Annotated in this window: 18 protein-coding genes; 5 read left to right on the top strand and 13 right to left on the bottom strand. The window is 54.5% G+C overall.

All coding sequences use genetic code 11. The features are described from left to right. Position 1: 1 nt before the first annotated feature. From potD to potA, 4 genes are read right to left on the bottom strand one after another with little or no spacing between them, the layout of a single operon-like run. Positions 2 to 1,036, bottom strand: a complete 1,035-nt coding sequence (gene potD, locus NQ230_RS14520) for a spermidine/putrescine ABC transporter substrate-binding protein PotD (RefSeq protein ID WP_121425910.1) — start codon at positions 1,034 to 1,036, stop codon at positions 2 to 4. Next, positions 1,033 to 1,824: a spermidine/putrescine ABC transporter permease PotC gene (potC, locus tag NQ230_RS14515; protein ID WP_121425911.1), complete on the bottom strand. Its 792-nt coding sequence runs from the start codon at positions 1,822 to 1,824 to the stop codon at positions 1,033 to 1,035. The genes potD and potC overlap by 4 nt, the downstream gene beginning before the upstream one ends. Next, positions 1,821 to 2,678, bottom strand: a complete 858-nt coding sequence (gene potB / locus NQ230_RS14510; RefSeq protein WP_257258051.1) for a spermidine/putrescine ABC transporter permease PotB — start codon at positions 2,676 to 2,678, stop codon at positions 1,821 to 1,823. The genes potC and potB overlap by 4 nt, the downstream gene beginning before the upstream one ends. Continuing rightward, on the bottom strand, positions 2,662 to 3,810 hold the full coding sequence (gene potA, locus NQ230_RS14505; protein WP_257261345.1) for a spermidine/putrescine ABC transporter ATP-binding protein PotA: 1,149 nt from the start codon (positions 3,808 to 3,810) through the stop codon (positions 2,662 to 2,664). Before potA ends, potB begins: the two co-directional genes overlap by 17 nt. Before the next feature lie 237 nt (positions 3,811 to 4,047). Here potA and pepT point away from each other — a divergent pair, with 237 nt between their 5' ends. Both pepT and NQ230_RS14495 read left to right on the top strand, forming a co-directional pair. After that, positions 4,048 to 5,271, top strand: a complete 1,224-nt coding sequence (gene pepT, locus NQ230_RS14500; RefSeq protein ID WP_257258050.1) for a peptidase T — start codon at positions 4,048 to 4,050, stop codon at positions 5,269 to 5,271. A gap of 96 nt (positions 5,272 to 5,367) precedes the next feature. Beyond that, positions 5,368 to 5,859 carry an REP-associated tyrosine transposase gene (locus NQ230_RS14495; RefSeq protein WP_257258049.1) on the top strand — a complete coding sequence of 164 codons (492 nt, stop codon included), beginning with the start codon at positions 5,368 to 5,370 and terminating at the stop codon, positions 5,857 to 5,859. 92 nt (positions 5,860 to 5,951) lie between these two features. Here the strand turns inward: NQ230_RS14495 and NQ230_RS14490 are convergent, their stop codons facing one another. From NQ230_RS14490 to rluE, 8 genes are all read right to left on the bottom strand, one after another. Next, complete coding sequence (locus tag NQ230_RS14490; RefSeq protein ID WP_257258048.1) at positions 5,952 to 7,073, bottom strand: ribosomal protein uL16 3-hydroxylase; 1,122 nt, start codon at positions 7,071 to 7,073, stop codon at positions 5,952 to 5,954. Between the two features lie 92 nt (positions 7,074 to 7,165). Next, positions 7,166 to 8,629: a two-component system sensor histidine kinase PhoQ gene (gene phoQ / locus NQ230_RS14485; RefSeq protein WP_159513891.1), complete on the bottom strand. Its 1,464-nt coding sequence runs from the start codon at positions 8,627 to 8,629 to the stop codon at positions 7,166 to 7,168. After that, positions 8,630 to 9,301: a two-component system response regulator PhoP gene (gene phoP / locus NQ230_RS14480; protein ID WP_028019015.1), complete on the bottom strand. Its 672-nt coding sequence runs from the start codon at positions 9,299 to 9,301 to the stop codon at positions 8,630 to 8,632. Positions 9,302 to 9,424: 123 nt separating this feature from the next. Then, a complete protein-coding gene (gene purB, locus NQ230_RS14475) occupies positions 9,425 to 10,795 on the bottom strand; it encodes an adenylosuccinate lyase (RefSeq protein ID WP_008500757.1) in 1,371 nt (456 codons plus the stop codon). Between the two features lie 19 nt (positions 10,796 to 10,814). After that, positions 10,815 to 11,444: a high frequency lysogenization protein HflD gene (gene hflD, locus NQ230_RS14470; RefSeq protein WP_013097081.1), complete on the bottom strand. Its 630-nt coding sequence runs from the start codon at positions 11,442 to 11,444 to the stop codon at positions 10,815 to 10,817. 27 nt (positions 11,445 to 11,471) lie between these two features. After that, on the bottom strand, positions 11,472 to 12,584 hold the full coding sequence (mnmA, locus tag NQ230_RS14465) for a tRNA 2-thiouridine(34) synthase MnmA (RefSeq protein ID WP_032657963.1): 1,113 nt from the start codon (positions 12,582 to 12,584) through the stop codon (positions 11,472 to 11,474). A 40-nt stretch (positions 12,585 to 12,624) separates the two neighbouring features. After that, complete coding sequence (locus NQ230_RS14460) at positions 12,625 to 13,098, bottom strand: NUDIX hydrolase (RefSeq protein WP_121425917.1); 474 nt, start codon at positions 13,096 to 13,098, stop codon at positions 12,625 to 12,627. A gap of 9 nt (positions 13,099 to 13,107) precedes the next feature. After that, positions 13,108 to 13,761 carry a 23S rRNA pseudouridine(2457) synthase RluE gene (gene rluE, locus NQ230_RS14455; RefSeq protein WP_213821639.1) on the bottom strand — a complete coding sequence of 218 codons (654 nt, stop codon included), beginning with the start codon at positions 13,759 to 13,761 and terminating at the stop codon, positions 13,108 to 13,110. A 117-nt stretch (positions 13,762 to 13,878) separates the two neighbouring features. On the opposite strand from rluE, the gene icd reads away from it, so the two are divergent. The 3 genes from icd to NQ230_RS14440 all read left to right on the top strand — a co-directional run bounded on the left by icd (position 13,879) and on the right by NQ230_RS14440 (position 15,874). Continuing rightward, the gene (icd, locus tag NQ230_RS14450) at positions 13,879 to 15,129 is read left to right on the top strand and encodes an NADP-dependent isocitrate dehydrogenase (RefSeq protein WP_063142859.1); all 1,251 of its coding nucleotides are present in this window, start codon (positions 13,879 to 13,881) and stop codon (positions 15,127 to 15,129) included. Positions 15,130 to 15,206: 77 nt separating this feature from the next. Then, entirely contained in the window at positions 15,207 to 15,554 is a 348-nt protein-coding gene (locus tag NQ230_RS14445) for a DUF1304 domain-containing protein (protein ID WP_213821685.1), read from the top strand. A 74-nt stretch (positions 15,555 to 15,628) separates the two neighbouring features. After that, positions 15,629 to 15,874 carry a DUF2543 family protein gene (locus tag NQ230_RS14440; RefSeq protein WP_121423397.1) on the top strand — a complete coding sequence of 82 codons (246 nt, stop codon included), beginning with the start codon at positions 15,629 to 15,631 and terminating at the stop codon, positions 15,872 to 15,874. A 290-nt stretch (positions 15,875 to 16,164) separates the two neighbouring features. Here the strand turns inward: NQ230_RS14440 and NQ230_RS14435 are convergent, their stop codons facing one another. After that, a complete protein-coding gene (locus NQ230_RS14435; protein WP_257258047.1) occupies positions 16,165 to 17,664 on the bottom strand; it encodes an EAL domain-containing protein in 1,500 nt (499 codons plus the stop codon). Positions 17,665 to 17,873: the final 209 nt, after the last annotated feature.

Here is a 17,873-nt window from a genome sequence, read left to right as displayed (position 1 = left end):
TTTATCGGCCCGCTTTCAATTTCTGGTAATACTCTTCGTAGAGGCGGCTGGCGTCGCCGACATCGTTCTGCCATTCACCCTTGCTGATGGTTTCGGCATCCGGGTAGAGCGATTTATCGTTAGCTACCTCAGGCTTCAGCAGCTTGCGTGCCGCGAGGTTTGGCGTGGGGTAGCCTATCGTCTCGGCGACCTGTTTCGCCACGTCAGGGCGCAGCAGGAAGTTAATCAGCTTAAGCGCGCCATCCACGTTTTTCGCGTTGGCAGGAATCGACAGACTATCCATCCAGAAGATCCCACCTTCTTTCGGCCAGACCACCTCAAGAGGCGTACCGGCCTGGCGGGCCACGTACGCGGAGCCGTTCCACACCATCCCCAGATTCACTTCGCCTTCCATATACGGGTTAGCCGGGTTATCAGAGTTGAACGCCGCCACATTAGGCATCAGCTTTTTCAGCTCGTTATACGCCGCTTCGATCTCTTTCGGATCCGTCGTGTTGCCCGAATAGCCCAGCTTGCGCAGCGCCACCTGGAACACTTCACGCGCGTCGTCGGTTAACAGCAGGCTCCCTTTGTATTCCGGTTTCCACAGGTCGGCCCAGCTCGTCACCGATTTCGGATCGACGGCCTCGCTGTTCACGCCAATAGCGGTCGCACCCCAGATATACGGAACGGAGTAGTCGTTATTCGGGTCGAACGGCTTGTTGAGCATCTTCGGATCGAGGTTTGAAAAATGGGTCAGCTTCGTTTTATCGATCTTCTGGATCATGCCTTCTTTGCGCATTTTGTCGACAAAGTAGGTGGAAGGAACGACCAGATCGTACGCGCCGTCTTTGTACGTTTTCAGCTTGGCATACATGGTTTCATTCGACTCGTAGGTCGAGTAGATCACCTTGATGCCCGTCTCCTTCGTGAACTGTTCCAGCAGGCCCGGCGGCACGTATTCGGTCCAGTTGTAGAAGTAGAGCGTTTTGCTGTCATCAGCGTGCGCGGCACCCATGCCAAGCACCAGCGCCGCAGCGGCGAGCATTTTTTTCATTTCATTGTCCCCTGAGATTTTGTTTTATCACGAGCAATAACCTGGCTGGCGATCACCAGAACCAGCGACAATACCAGCAGAATGGTCGCCAGCGCGTTCACCTCAGGTGAAACGCCGACTTTCACCATGGAATAGATCTTCAACGGCAGAATTTCATAGCTCGGCCCTGTGACGAAGGAGGACACGACCACGTCATCCATCGACAGGGTGAAGCTAAGCAGCCATCCGGCCGCCACGGCAGGCATCGCCAGCGGCAGGATGATTTTTCGCAGGATGGTCATCTCGCTGGCGCCCAGATCTTTCGCCGCCTCCAGCATGCGCACGTCGAACCCTTTCAGACGCGCGAAAACGGTCACCACCACAAACGGCAGACAGAAGGTGATATGGGAAAACAGCAGCGACCAGAAGCCAAGCTGTACGCCCAGCAGCATAAACAGCACCAGCAGCGAAATGGCCATCACGATGTCAGGCGACATCATCACCACAAACAGCATGCCGCTGACGAACGGTTTGCCGCGAAAGCGGTAGCGGTACAGCGCCACGGCGGTTAGCGAGCCAATCAGCGTCGCGAAGGTGGCGGAGACGATCGCCATCGTCAGCGAGTGCTGAGCGGCCTGCAGCAGGCTGTCGTTGTTCATCAGCAGGCTGTACCAGCTGGTCGTAAACCCTTGCCAGTTAATCCCGAACCGCGAGCTGTTAAACGAGTTCACGATCAAAATAACGATCGGGATATAGAGCCAGGCATAAATGGCGGTCATAAAACCGCCGCGAAGCAGTCGACCGATCATTCGAGTTCCACCTTTTTATTCAGCAGGCGCGAGGCGCGCCAGTAGACCAGCAGCATCAGGCCCATCACCACCGTCAGCGTAATGCTGGTGGCCGAGCCGAACGGCCAGTCGCGGATGTTGAGGAACTGGCTCTTGATGACGTTACCGATCAGCAGGTTTTTCGCGCCGCCCATCAGATCCGACACGTAGAACAAACCCATCGCCGGGAGCATTACCAGCAGACAGCCCGCAATAATGCCGGGCATGGTCAGCGGAATAATAATACGGATGAAGGTCTGCAGCTTGTTAGCGCCCAGATCTTTTGCCGCCTCCAGCAGCGGTTTATCCAGCTTCTCGATGCTGGAGTAGAGCGGCATCACCATAAACGGCAGCAGGATATAGACCAGGCCGACAATCACCGCGCTCGGGGTAAACATGATGCGGATCGGCGTATCAATCACCCCGAGCCACAGCAGAAACTCATTGAGATAGCCCTTTGTGCTGAGGAAGATCTTCAGGCCATAAATACGGATGAGCGAGTTCGTCCAGAAGGGAACAATCAGTAAAAACAGCAGCAGGGGCCGCACCTTTTGCGGCAGGCCCGCGAGGAACCATGCGAAGGGATAACCCAGCACCAGACAGGCAAGGGTGGCAATCAGCGCCATATTGAGCGAGTGCAGCAGCACGTCAAAATAGAGCGGATCGAGCAGGCGCGCGTAGTTGTCCAGCGTAAAGACCAGCGAAACGAAGCTAGCGTCGTCGCGGGTCAGGAAGCTGGTGGCAACGATCATCAGGTTGGGTAAAAAGACAAACAGCACAAGCCAACCGACGATCGTGGCGATCACCACATTCTGGAATTTACTTGCGTTCTTCATCAGCCAGCACAACCTCCCAGCTTTCTACCCAGTTGATAACCATTTTCTGGTCGAGAGAGTGGTCGAAGTCAGGGTCGTCTTCGTTAAAGAATTCGCTGACCATCACCATCTTGCCGTTCTCCAGCTCGACAACGGACTCCAGCGTCATCCCTTTGTAGTTGCGCTCGCGGATATAGCCGATTAACCCTTCGGCCTCGGTATTGCCGTGAATTTCATCGACGCGCAGATCTTCCGGGCGCAGCAGAACGTTGAGCTTTTGTCCCTTTTCGACGGGGAAAGTCACCGTGATATTGCATTCGCGTCCTTCGACGCTGGCGCGCACGCGCTGGTCGTCCAGACGCTCAATCACCGTGGCGTCGAAGATATTAATCTCGCCAATGAAGCTGGCGACAAACAGATTTTTCGGCTCTTCGTAGATTTCGCGCGGCGTGCCGTCCTGCTCGATTTTGCCGTCGCGCATCACCACGATGCGGTCAGACATGGTCAGGGCCTCTTCCTGATCGTGGGTGACGAAGACAAAGGTAATGCCGAGCTTGCGCTGCAGGGCTTTGAGCTCGTTCTGCATCTGCTTGCGCAGCTTGTAATCCAGCGCCGAGAGGGATTCATCCAGCAGGAGCAGGCGAGGCTTGTTGACGACGGCGCGGGCGATGGCCACGCGCTGCTGCTGGCCGCCTGAAAGCTGCTGGGGTTTACGCTGGGCAAACGTCTCAAGCTGCACCATGCGCAGGGCGTCGGTGACGCGAGGTTCGATCTCGTTCGCCGGCGTTTTTTGCATCCGCAGACCAAACGCCACGTTTTCAAATACGGTCATGTGCGGGAACAGGGCATAGCTCTGAAAGACGGTATTGACGTGGCGATCTTCGGCGGGAACCCGGGTGATGTCCTGGTTCTCAAGATGGATATGGCCGTTATCGACGCTTTCCAGCCCGGCGATAAGGCGCAGTACGGTTGTTTTGCCGCAGCCAGAGGGGCCAAGCAGCGTCAGAAACTCACCGTCATTGATGGTGAGCGTGAGGTCGGAAATGACATCTTTGCCATCAAAGCTTTTACGAATTCGTTCCAGTTGCACCAGCGGTGAACGTGAACGGGATTGTGTATTCAATTTTTGCGCTGTCCCATATAGACGCCTCAGGCAGCAGACTGAAGCGGGGTTTGTGTGTAACCACCTTGGTGACTCGTAATGAGGGCGGACATTCTACGGCAATCCCCTGCAATCGCCAATCCTTGTCACTGATTCATAAGCTACATTTATTAACGCATAACGATATAAACGGAAAATATTCTCGTTTGCGGGATAAAAGTGACCTGACGCAATATTTGCGTTTTGATGCTTATTGATAATGTTGTCACAAAAAGTGAGGGTGACTGCATGGATAAATTACTTGAGCGTTTTTTACAGTACGTTTCGCTGGATACCCAATCTAAGCCGGGTGTTCGCCAGGTGCCGAGCACCGAAGGCCAGTGGAAGTTGTTAAACCTGCTCAAAGAGCAGCTTGACACCATGGGGCTGGTCAACGTCACGTTAAGCGAGAAAGGCACTGTGATGGGAACGCTGCCGGCGAATGTCCAGGGCGATATTCCGGCGATTGGCTTTATCTCCCATGTCGACACCTCTCCGGATTTTAGCGGTAAACATGTGAACCCGCAGATTGTGGAAAACTACCGCGGCGGCGACATTGCGCTGGGTATTGGCGATGAAGTGCTCTCGCCCGTGATGTTCCCGGTGCTGCACCAGCTGCTGGGCCAGACGCTGATCACCACCGACGGCAAAACGCTGCTGGGGGCGGATGACAAGGCGGGCATTGCGGAGATCATGACCGCGCTGGCGGTGCTGAAAGAGAAAAATATCCCGCACGGGGATATCCGCGTGGCCTTTACGCCGGACGAAGAGGTCGGCAAGGGCGCGAAGCACTTCGACGTGGAGGCCTTTAACGCGCAGTGGGCCTATACCGTTGACGGTGGGGGCGTCGGTGAACTGGAGTATGAAAACTTTAACGCCGCGTCCGTCACGATCAAAATTGTCGGCAACAACGTTCACCCCGGTTCGGCGAAAGGCGTCATGGTGAACGCGCTGTCGCTGGCGTCACGCATTCATGCGGAAGTCCCGGCGGAAGAGAGTCCTGAACAGACCGACGGGTATGAAGGGTTCTATCACCTGACCAGCATCAAAGGCACCGTGGACAGCGCGCAGATGCACTACATCATCCGCGATTTCGACCGCAAAGCCTTTGAGGCGCGCAAGCGTAAGATGATGGAGATCGCCAAGAAGGTGGGCAAAGGGTTACACCCTGATTGCTATATTGAGCTGATCATTGAAGACAGCTATTACAATATGCGCGAGAAGGTGATGGCGCATCCGCATATTCTCGATATCGCCCAGCAGGCGATGCGCGACTGCGATATTGAACCGCAGCTGAAGCCAATTCGCGGCGGCACCGACGGTTCTCAGCTGTCGTTTATGGGGCTGCCGTGCCCGAACCTGTTTACCGGTGGCTACAACTATCATGGCAAGCATGAGTTTGTGACGCTGGAGGGGATGGAAAAAGCGGTGAAGGTGATTGTGCGGATAGCGGAGTTGACCGCGAAGCGGTAAGAAAATGCCCGGTGGCGCTACGCTTACCGGGCCTACGAACATAATGTAGGCCGGGTAAGGCGCAGCCGCCACCCGGCATTAAGGCAAGGAATGCCCATGTCAAACTATCGTCGCCACTACGTCCCGGGTGGAACCTGGTTCTTCACCGTCAACCTGCAAAACCGCCAGAGCGATTTGCTTACCCGTCATATCGACAGCCTGCGTGCTGCCACCTCAACGGTTAAACATGCAAAGCCCTTTACCATAAACGCCTGGGTAATCCTTCCTGAACATATGCACTGTATCTGGACCTTACCGGAAGGCGACAGTGACTTTTCGGCCCGCTGGCGCGACATCAAAAAGACATTTAGCCGCAACATCGACATGCGCCATATATGGCAGCCACGCTTCTGGGAGCACACCGTCCGTAACGAAGAGGACTACCGGCGGCATATGGATTACGTCTACATCAATCCGGTGAAGCATGGCTATGTCAGCAAAGTCAGCGACTGGCCGTATTCAACGTTTCATCGCGATGTACGGGAAGGGTTGTATCCTGCGGATTGGGCGGGAGAGATCGAGGATTTTGCAGCGGGGGAGCGGAGATAAAAACGCCCGGTGGCGCTACGCTTACCGGGCCTACGGGATCGTGCTTTTGTAGGCCGGGTAAGGCGAAGCCGCCACCCGGCAAATATCACGACTCAGTCCTCAAAGAACCAGTACCCGCTGTTGACCAGCGCGGCCAGCATTGCGAGGAAGGACGGGTCTTCCAGCGCATCGCCAAAGGTGTCGGCAGTCAGCACCAGATGGCTGGCAATGGCTTCCAGCGCCGGACGGTGCGGAGAGTCCAGCTTCTCGCCGTTGACGAACACCTCCTCGCCAATGCGCAGCACGCGCAATCCGCCCAGACGCGCCAGCTTATCGCCCTGCTGAAGCGCATCGTAAATCTCGTCAGCCTGATAAGGCGGCTCCGGCGGCGCAACGTCCAGCTCGTGACGAGACTGGCTGATAAACTCACCAAACCACTGTTTGAAGTGCTCCGGCTCGTTAATCAGATCCAGCATCATGCCGCGCAGCTTATCGAGTTCCTCTGGCAGAATATCCGCCGGATGCTCGCGCGCAGGCACATCAGGGTCGCTGTAACGATAGCTGCCCAGCTCGCGTTGCAGAACGTAGTCGGCAAAACCGCTGATCATCTCGCGGCCGCTTGGCGCGCGGAACCCGACGGAGTAGTTGAGTGAGTTTTCCAGGGAGTAGCCTTCGTGAGGGAATCCCGGCGGAATGTAGAGAATATCACCCGGCTCCAGCTCTTCGTCGATAATCCCTTCAAACGGGTCAACCTGGAGCAGATCCGGATGCGGGCAGTGCTGCTTCATTGGCACTTTTTCGCCCACGCGCCAGCGGCGGCGGCCCGTACCCTGAATGATAAACACGTCGTACTGGTCCAGGTGCGGACCCACGCCGCCGCCAGGTACGGAGAAGGAGATCATCAGATCGTCCATGCGCCAGTCGGGTAGGGCGCGGAACGGACCCATTAAGGCGGCAGTTGGCTCGTGCCAGTGGTTGACCGCCTGCACCAGCAGCGACCAGTTGTTTTCACCGAGGTGATCGTAGCTTTCGAAAGGACCGTGGCTAACCTGCCATTTCCCGTCCTGGTGGCTGACAAGACGGCTGTCGACTTCGTTTTCCATGGCCAGACCGGCCAGTTCGTCAGGCGAGATGGGGTCGACAAAATGGCTGAACCCGCGCTTCAGAACCACCGGGCGTTTCTGCCAGTAACGTTCAATAAACTCGGGCCAGTTAAGTGTTAAGTGATAATCCATAATTTTTTTATTCCGCAGGCTCTTACTGACTCGGATTATAACGGAAGCTCAGCCCCCCGGCTGCGAGATCCTCGCATTTTTCACATAACGGGTTAACTATCGTTCGATGTGGGCTGCTGGCGACCAAAAATGACCTCCATTCTGGCGCCGCCCAGCAGGCTTTCGCTGGTTTCGATTTTTCCGTCGTACTGATCGACAATCTCGCGCGCGACGGCTAATCCTACGCCCTGGCCTGGACGTAACGTATCGGCGCGCTGACCGCGATCGAACACCACGTCACGCTTATTGCGCGGGATCCCCGGGCCATCATCCTCAACGATAATATGCAGCTCGGTTTCCGTCTGGCGCGCAGACACTTCCACGAACTCCAGGCAGTATTTGCAGGCGTTATCCAGCAGGTTACCCATCACTTCCATGAAGTCATTTTTTTCACCCACAAAGCTTATCTCTGGCGAGATATCGAGGCTGATGTTCACACCTTTACGCTGATACACCTTGTTGAGGGCGGACGTGAGGTTATCCAGAAGCGGGGCTACCGGGTGCAGCTCGCGGCTCAGCAGGGCGCTGCCGGAACGCATGCTGGCGCGATGCAGGTAATAGCCAATTTGCTGTGAAATACGGCTGATCTGTTCCAGCATCACCGGCTCGGCATCGTCGACGCTCAGCTTCGAACTGCGCATGGAACGCAGGGTACTTTGCATCACGGCCAGCGGGGTTTTCAGGCTGTGGGTCAGGTCGGTAAGGGTGGTGCGGTATTTATCGTAGCGTTCGCGTTCGCTTTTCAGCAGGCGATTGAGGTTACGCACCAGGCTGGTGAGCTCACGGGTCGTTTCCGGGTTCAGCTTCTCGCGATGATGTTCTTCCAGCTCGCGTACCTCGCGGGCAAGAGATTCAATTGGCCGCAGGCTCCACCAGGCCGCTACCCAAAGCAGCGGGATCACCAGCAGCAGATTGGCGGCAAGAACATACACGAACCAGCTCCAGACCTTGTAAGAGCGTTTTAGCTCAACCGGAATGGTGTCGATCACCACAATGGTCAGCTGCGGCATGTTCATTGTCGCAGGGTAAATATTGATCGCCACGGAGTGCGTCATCTCCGTCTCGGCATCATCAGCGCGAATTTCATTGAGCTTCTGCTGCATAGAGCGATCTTCGCGGATCAGCGTGCTGGTGGTATTGAGATCGGCTTCAATCTCATGAAACCCGTTAGTTTTAAGCCACTCCGGACGAATGCTTTTGACCAGCCAGGGGATGTCGCGCTGCGCCCACAGTAACTTTCCCTTTTCGTTATAAATCAGGGCCAGCGTCGGGCTCTGCTGATTCAGGTTTTCCGGCATTTCGACGGTGATTCGGTTGTTTTCCCACTTCGCCAGGGTATAAAACAGATTGCTTTCGCCACGCAACAGCCGAAAGGTGGTTTTATCAAAGCTGACGCTGTAGCCCACCAGGGCGACCATGCCGTAGGAGAGCGACAGCACCAGCACGACGGCGGCTGTTGCCAGTAAGAAACGAACCCGCAGCGAGAGGGGCAGGATGTGGCGTAAAATCCGTTTCATTTAGCGTAATTCGAACAGGTAGCCCTGACCGCGGACGGTGGTAATCACATCCTGCGGATACTGCGCCTGAATTTTCTTACGTAAACGTCCCATCAGCACGTCAATGGTATGGCTCTCGCGCAGTTCAGCATCAGGATAGAGCTGGAGCATTAAGGAATCTTTGCTCACCACTTTGCCATTGTTACGGATCAGCGTTTCCATAATGGTGTATTCGAAGGCGGTGAGCTTGATCACTTCATCATTGATCGCTAATTCCCTGCGGGAGAGATCGACCTGGAAAGGCGGGATGGAAATAACCTGTGAAGCCAGCCCGCTGTTGCGGCGTAACAGCGCCTGCATGCGCGCCGCCACCTCTTCAATATGAAACGGCTTGGTGACGTAATCATCCGCACCCGCGCTGAGCACTTCAACCTTATCCTGCCAGCCTTCACGGGCGGTCAGAACCAGAACCGGCAGGGAGACATCGTGGCTGCGCCAGCGGCGAATTAACGACAGACCGTCTTCGTCAGGCAAGCCTAAATCGACAATGGCGATATCCGGCAGGTGTTCATTGAGATAATAATCGGCTTCTTTTGCATCTTCAGCATCGTCCACCTGATGTCCCATCTCCTGAAGCTGTACCTTCAGGTGATGGCGTAGCAATGCGTTATCCTCAACAACCAGTACGCGCATCATCTCTTCTCCCTAAATAATTGGTATGAATAGTTTAACGCTGATTATGTTGTTGTGGGGATAAACATTGAGTAAACCGGGGAAAAGCATCCCCCTTTTCGGGCGAAAAGGGGGAGAGGGGCGTTACTTCAGCTCGTCGACCATGGTGATGGCGCGGCCAATATAGTTCGCCGGGGTCATCGCCTTCAGGCGCGTTTTCTCTTCTTCCGGCAGGGCCAGACCGTCGATAAACTGCTTCATGCCTTCGGCGTCAACGCGTTTGCCGCGGGTCAGCTCTTTCAGCTTCTCGTACGGTTTTTCGATACCGTAACGGCGCATCACGGTCTGGATTGGCTCCGCCAGCACTTCCCAGTTGTGATCCAGCTCGTCCAGCAGACGGTCACGGTTCACTTCCAGTTTGCTCACGCCTTTCAGGGTGGACTGATACGCGATCAGCGCGTAGCCAATGCCCACGCCCAGGTTACGCAGTACGGTGGAGTCGGTCAGGTCGCGCTGCCAGCGGGATACCGGCAGTTTGCTCGCCATATGCTGCAGCACGGCGTTCGCCAGGCCCAGGTTGCCTTCGGAGTTTTCGAAGTCGATTGGGTTGACTTTGTGCGGCATGGTGGAAGAGCCGATTTCACCGGCGATGGTTTTCTGCTTGAAGTGGTTCAGGGCGATGTAGCCCCACACGTCACGATCGAAGTCGATCAGGATGGTGTTGAAGCGCGCGATGCAGTCAAACAGTTCGGCGATATAGTCGTGCGGCTCAATCTGGGTGGTGTACGGGTTCCACTGAATGCCCAGAGAGGTCACGAACTCTTCGCTGAACTGGTGCCAGTCCACTTCCGGGTAGGCGGCGATGTGGGCGTTATAGTTACCGACCGCGCCGTTGATTTTGCCGAGGATCTCAACCTGCTCCAGCTGACGGTACTGGCGCTCCATACGGTACGCGACGTTCGCCATCTCTTTACCCATCGTGGATGGGGTGGCTGGCTGGCCGTGGGTACGGGAGAGCAGCGGAATGTCGCGGTATTCCACGGACAGCGCTTTTACCGCGTCGATGATTTTACGCCAGTAAGGCAGCACCACCTCTTTACGCGCGGTGGAGAGCATCAGCGCATGAGAGAGGTTGTTGATGTCTTCAGAGGTACAGGCGAAGTGAATGAACTCAGACACGGCATGCAGCGCAGGGACGCTTTCCACTTTCTCTTTCAGGAAGTACTCAACCGCTTTCACGTCGTGGTTGGTGGTGCGTTCAATGGTTTTAATGCGCGCGGCGTCTTGTTCGCTAAACTCGGCAACGATTTTATCAAGGTAATCGTTTGCCTTTTCGTCAAAAGCAGGAACTTCCTTGATTGCTGCCTGGGCGGCCAGCTTTTGCAGCCAGCGTACTTCAACCTGAACACGGAACTTCAGCAAACCATATTCGCTGAAGATCCCGCGCAGCGCGCTGACTTTATCGCCGTAGCGTCCATCGACAGGGGATACGGCGGTCAGTGAGGATAATTCCATAATTCGCAACTCCGGGAGGTTAACAATGAGCAAGAATTTGTTTTGCCTGAGTGGTCAGGCGATTACGAGAAAACATTAACTGCAGGCGGCCACCGCCAACCTGGTGCCACAGCACGGCGGCGCGGATCCCTGCCAGCAGGGACGCGCGCACTTTTGCCTGTACCTGCGGGCTTTGCAGAACGGCAGGGGATCCGGTGACCTGAATACGCGGGCCCAGCGGGCTGATGACGTCAACATAAATGCCGGCCATGGCGCTGAGCAGCGTTTCGGACTGCAGGTCAAAATGGTCGAGCTGACGCTGTAACCCGGCAATACGATCGCCCAGGGTATTGAGCGCGCCTTTTGCTGCGCTTAGCTTACGCTCCAGCACCATCAGGCTCAACGTGTAGCGGGTCAGCTCCGCGTTTAATCCCTGACGGCTGCTGGCGTTAAGCACGCCAAGCAGAGTTTCAAGACCGAGACGAAGATTGGTTTCACTGCCGCCGAACACGCCCAGGGTCGAGCCGGGGTTGAGATCGATAACGCTGTTCAGTGAAACGTGCAGGGCATCTGCGTCGCAATGACCCTGATGCGCCAGCTGTTGCACCAGACGGGCTGACTGGCAAATTCCCGCCAGCGCCAGGGTGATGTCATAGTAGTTCTTCGCCACACGGTCTCCTTTATGTGTGCAATCGTATTAAACAGCAGGCAGCGGCAGGCGCTGTTCAATGATCCCGCCGCCCAGGCAGATCTCACCGCTGTAGAAGACAGCGGACTGACCCGGGGTGACGGCGGCGACCGGCTCGTCGAAACGCACGTCAATGCGATCGTCATCAAGCGCGGTAATGGTGCAAGGAATATCGGTCTGACGGTAGCGTGTTTTCACCGTGCAGCGCAGCGTGCCTTTCAGCGGCTCACGATCGACCCAGTGGAGCTGCTGCGCGATAAGGCCAACGGACATCAGACGCGGATGATCGTGACCCTGGGCAACAACCAGAATATTGTTTTCGACGTCTTTGTCGACAACATACCACGGATCTTCACTGCCTTCTTTGGTCCCGCCGATACCCAGTCCTTTACGCTGTCCGAGCGTGTGGTACATCAGCCCCTGATGCTGGCCAATCTCTTCCCCGTCGACGGTGACAATTTTACCCGGCTGTGCAGGCAGGTAACGTCCCAGGAAATCGCGGAATTTGCGCTCGCCGATGAAGCAGATGCCGGTAGAGTCTTTTTTCTTCGCGGTGATCAGGTCCAGCTCTTCGGCGATTTTACGCACCTGCGGCTTTTCCAGCTCCCCGACCGGGAACAGGCTCTGGGCGATTTGCTCGTGGCTCAGCGTATAGAGGAAGTAGCTCTGATCTTTGTTGCCGTCCAGACCGCGCAGCAGTTGGCTTTTGCCATTCACATCTGCACGACGCACGTAGTGACCGGTCGCAATGTAGTCTGCGCCCAGATCTTCCGCGGCGAATTCCAGGAAGGCTTTAAATTTGATCTCTTTGTTGCACAGAATATCCGGGTTCGGCGTACGGCCTGCTTTGTACTCTTCCAGGAACAGTTCAAAAACGTTGTCCCAGTATTCTGCGGCAAAGTTAACGGTGTGCAGCTCAATGCCGAGCTTATCGCATACGGCCTGCGCGTCGGCGAGATCCGCAGCGGCGGTGCAGTATTCCTCGCCATCATCTTCCTCCCAGTTCTTCATGAACAGGCCCTCCACCTTATAGCCCTGTTGCTGCAACAGGTAGGCGGAAACGGAGGAATCGACACCGCCGGACATGCCGACGATCACTTTTTTCTGGCTGTTATCTGACATGGAATACTCACGACATTGAACTTCAAGGCGGCGTATTCTATCACGCCCCCCCACCATTGACACCCTCTGTAAACGGCCAGTTAAATGCGCCGATGACATCCAGTGGTAAGCGGCCAGCAGACTGCCAGCAGCGAATGCTTTCCGCAACCAGCGGCGAGCGCAGGTTTGGCGCGTTCAGGATATCGTCGGCGGTGACCCACAGACAGCGGTCGATATCGTCATCCTGCGGCTCAGTGGCGCACGTTTCGCTAAGCTCCACGGCGAATAAAAAACGCAGGAACGGGGTGTGATCCGGCGCGATCCACTGGTGCATACGGATAAAGTGCAGGGGGTCAGCGTGGATGCCGGTCTCTTCCCACAGCTCGCGTTTCGCTGCCTGCAGCAGGGTCTCATTGGCTTCAAGGTGTCCGGCAGGCTGGTTCCACAGCGCTTTGCCGTTGATGCTCTCTTCGACAACAAGGAATTTACCCCGGGCGTGGACCACGCAGGCAACCGTGACATGAGGTTTAAACATAGTGACTCCTTAAGGGGTAACGTCGCGCCATTCGCCGTTTGCCAGCGTTTCCAGGGTGTAGCTACCCATAGCGTAGCGAATCAGACGCAGGGTAGGGAAGCCGACGTGCGCGGTCATGCGGCGAACCTGGCGGTTGCGGCCTTCATAAAGGGTAACTTTGAGCCAGCTTGTCGGAATGGATTTGCGTTCGCGAATCGGCGGGTTGCGCGGCCACAGCCACTCCGGTTCATTCACGCGTTCAATACCTGCCGGCAGGGTTGGGCCGTCGTTCAACGTCACCCCGCTGCGTAGCGCTGCCAGCGTCGCGTCATCCGGCTCGCCTTCCACCTGGACGAAGTAAATTTTACCGGTACGTTTTCCGGGCTGCGTGAGCTTCGCCTGTAAAGCGCCGTCGTTGGTTAAGACCAGAAGGCCTTCACTGTCGCGGTCCAGACGCCCGGCTGCGTAGACGCCCTGAATGGGAATATAGTCCTTCAGCGTGCTGCGCCCGGCTTCATCGGTAAACTGCGGCAAAACATCGTAGGGTTTATTGAACAAAATAACCCGCTTCGGCTGGGTTTCCTGCGGTCTTCTGGCGGGTTGTCGCGAGCTGAATCGCTCAACCCGGTGTTTTGTAAAAGAAGTTTTCTTCATGGTATTTTCAGGCGTTATCAATTGCCGCATTATAGCCTAATAACGAAGACCTTTCATGGCGCAGGACAATCAGGTACTATCGAAGGGCTCATTACAATTTATTAACATAAGATCAGTAACAACCAGAAGCGCTCGAAGGAGAGGTTAATGGAAAGCAAAGTAGTTGTTCCGGCGGAAGGTAAAAAGATCACCCTGCAAAACGGCAAGATTAACGTTCCTCACAATCCGATTATCCCGTTCATCGAAGGTGACGGTATCGGTGTAGACGTTACCCCGGCAATGCTGAAAGTGGTTGATGCCGCTGTTGAGAAAGCCTACAAAGGCGAGCGTAAAATTTCCTGGATGGAAATTTACACCGGTGAGAAATCTACTCAAGTTTATGGCCAGGACGTCTGGCTGCCAGCAGAAACGCTGGATCTGATCCGCGACTACCGCGTTGCTATTAAAGGCCCACTGACCACGCCAGTTGGCGGCGGTATCCGTTCCCTGAACGTGGCACTGCGTCAGGAGCTGGACCTGTACGTGTGTCTGCGTCCGGTTCGTTACTATCAGGGCACCCCTAGCCCGGTTAAGCACCCTGAACTGACCGATATGGTTATCTTCCGCGAAAACTCAGAAGACATCTACGCGGGTATCGAATGGAAAGCGGACTCTGCTGACGCAGAAAAAGTGATTAAATTCCTGCGCGAAGAGATGGGCGTGAAGAAAATTCGCTTCCCTGAGCATTGCGGTATCGGCATCAAGCCATGCTCTGAAGACGGTACTAAACGTCTGGTGCGTGCAGCCATCGAATATGCAATCACTAACGACCGTGACTCTGTGACTCTGGTTCACAAAGGCAACATCATGAAGTTCACCGAAGGCGCGTTCAAAGACTGGGGCTACCAGTTGGCGACCGAAGAGTTCGGCGGTGAGCTGATCGACGGCGGCCCATGGCAGAAGATCAAGAACCCGAACACCGGCAAAGAGATCATCATTAAAGATGTGATCGCCGATGCGTTCCTGCAGCAGATCCTGCTGCGTCCTGCTGAATACGACGTAATCGCCTGTATGAACCTGAACGGTGACTACATCTCTGACGCCCTGGCAGCGCAGGTTGGCGGTATCGGTATCGCCCCTGGCGCGAACATCGGTGACGAGTGCGCCCTGTTCGAAGCGACCCACGGTACTGCACCAAAATACGCAGGCCAGGACAAAGTGAACCCAGGCTCTATCATCCTGTCCGCAGAGATGATGCTGCGCCACATGGAATGGTTCGAAGCCGCAGACCTGATCGTTAAAGGTATGGAAGGCGCGATCAACGCGAAAACCGTTACCTATGACTTCGAACGTCTGATGGAAGGCGCTAAACTGCTGAAATGTTCAGAGTTTGGCGACGCGATTATCGCGAACATGTAATCCAGATTCTGGGTTAAACAAGAGCGGGGGCCTGAGGGTTCCCGTTTTTTTTGCCTCTGCCTGCGGGAGACAGCACGATGTTAGCCACGGTTCTTATCACGGTTGTTGCGTTAATTCATCTCTATATCCTTGTGCTGGAAATGTTCCTGTGGAACACCAAAACCGGGCACAAGGCCTTTAATCTGCGTCCCGACTTTGCGCGCGACACCCGCATGCTGGCCGCAAATCAGGGGCTGTATAACGGTTTTCTGGCGGCCGGTCTGCTCTGGAGCCTCTGGCTCGGCGAAAAGGGGATTCAGGTGGCCATCTTCTTCCTGGCCTGCGTATTGGTCGCCGGGCTCTTTGGCGCAGCCACCGCCAGCCGAAAAATTTTGTATGTACAGGCCGCGCCCGCGCTCGCAGCGCTGCTTGCGTTACTCATCTGAAGCAATGCTTTGGTTGAGGTAAGGCGTCCGATATACTGATGGCTTTACCTTTACAGGTTAATGACGAGACAGTTATGAACAACGATATCCCACTGAAATATTATGACATTGCCGATGAGTATGCGACGGAAGCCGCAGAGCAAGTCGCGGAGTCAGAACTCGACGCGCTGGCGCATTATTTCCAGCTGCTGCTCACCCGTTTATCGAATAATGAGGAAATCAGCGAGGAGGCTCAGCAGGAGATGGCCGCTGAAGCCGGGATCCGTGCGGGTCGCATTGATGATATTGCGAATTTCCTCAATCAGTGGGGAAATGAATAGTCTGCTTTAAAAACCGTTATGCTGATGCTTAGCAATACAGCTCAGCATCACGCTATCGGACCACATGCATTTTTTCCGCAGAATATGCGAAGCGGGGGCGTCGATGAACAGCGCGAAAATAACGGTCAGACAAAAGAGTACCACTGGGAACAGTAAGGATAATTTCACGTTTTTAACCAAAATATGAGTGTGCTTCAGGGTAATCTACCGTCTGATTGTGACGACTATATGTTTTTGCGTAAAAAATGGAAATGCCCGACTGGAAAAAAATGGATACGCAAGGCTTCTGGTTACGGTGCGACCCCGGTGAGTCGCTTCGCCAGCTCGCTGCGGGTGAGTGCTTTTGAAAAATACCATCCCTGAATCAGCGCATCGGGATATCGGCTCGCAATAAAGCGATATTGAATTTCATTTTCCACGCCCTCGAAAACAAGGGTCTTATTTAATCTTGCGAGGGCATCGCTGAAGATAGCAAAGATATTTTGCTTATAATGCTCGCTGATGCCGTCCACCAGCGACTTATCGATTTTGATCTCATCATATTCAAGCAGCGACAGGCGGGCGAGGTTTGAATTTTGCACGCCAAAATCATCTATTGATATTTTAACGCCGAGCGATTTGAGCTCCTGACAAAACCCCTCGAGGATATCTGCCGTGGAAACGGCTTTCTCGGAAAGTTCGACCTTCATCAGGGAAAGGGGAAGGTGATTGGCTAAACATTCACGGCGCAAAATGTTAATAAACTGCCCATCTTCAATTTCCGTCCGCCCAACGTTAATGGAGACGATCAGCTGGTGTTTAATCGCCAGTGGGGCAATATCTGAAAGGGATTTCTCGATAATATTACTGTAATATTTTTTATACAGACCAATCTTTTTAATTAATGGGATAAACAGCTCCGGAGAGACGTCCCCGTGCTTTTGATCGCGCCATCTCGACAGAACTTCGACGCCCACGATTTTTTGATCGTGAATGCGGATAATAGGCTGGTAGTTAACGCTGATGGTATTGGTGATGACGGCTTTGATCAGCGTGCGTTCCAGAGAGAAACGGTCTTCATAGATGCGGAAGATAAATAACGTTATCGCGACCCAGATAAAATAGAGAATGACGGCGAGAAAGGAAAAGATAAACGGGGGTAACGAGGCCAGCCCGGCGTCGTGATGCTTCACGATGACGCACAGGTCCCAGAGGGCGCTGCACTGCGTCAGGGTCAGGGTAAACAGCTTCGAATGCAGCCAGCTCTGCTGCGTTAACTCAGGGACGGTTGAAAAAAAGACTCTGCCGAAGTCTTTGGTCGTGGTACTCAGAGAATAGCTTGCCGTAACCGGGGTGAATTTATCGTAAGCATAGCGGGTGGTGAAGATAATAATATTATTATAAATTGCCGCATTGCCCGTGAAAAAATCTTTTCTGGAAAACTGCGCCAGAAGAAAGCCTCTCGGCGTTTTATGCAGTTCTGCAGGAAGCGCAACGGGTGCTGCAAGTTTACCCCAAAAGGCAGTACAGACTATTTTTCCCTTCTCGATAAAACCGATATCGTCAAAATAATAGTTATTCAGCGTTATTTGCCTGTAGCTATCAAGGCTGGTTTTATCACATCCCTGCGTAGTGATGCTTTTAAGGGCCATCGCCACGCTTTGGGACAGGTCTTCTGAATAACGTAATAGGGTATGGGATATCTCACGCTGTTTGCTCTTCTGCTGCCCCACGATAACAGCATTGACCGCATAAAGAGACAGAATGACCAGAAGCGTTGAAACGATCGCAACGGCAATGAGCTTTTTCATTTCCCGGTTATCCTGTCCGCTCCCTGATTTCACAAATCTTAACACAGCCAGGGCAAGGCACAAGCCTGATAGTCACGTCATGTGAGTAAATTCGGGCAGGTGAACTCATACGAAAGCATCAGTTTTTTAAGACAATTCTCAGCTAAGCTATTTTCATTGTTATAAGCATTACCGGGTTAGCACAGGCTCTTCTCCCAGAACATTCATGC

This window comes from Enterobacter asburiae, from assembly GCF_024599655.1.
Lineage (GTDB): Bacteria > Pseudomonadota > Gammaproteobacteria > Enterobacterales > Enterobacteriaceae > Enterobacter > Enterobacter asburiae_D.
Note: the sequence above shows the minus strand (reverse complement) of the source record. Positions and strands in the feature narration are given on the sequence as shown.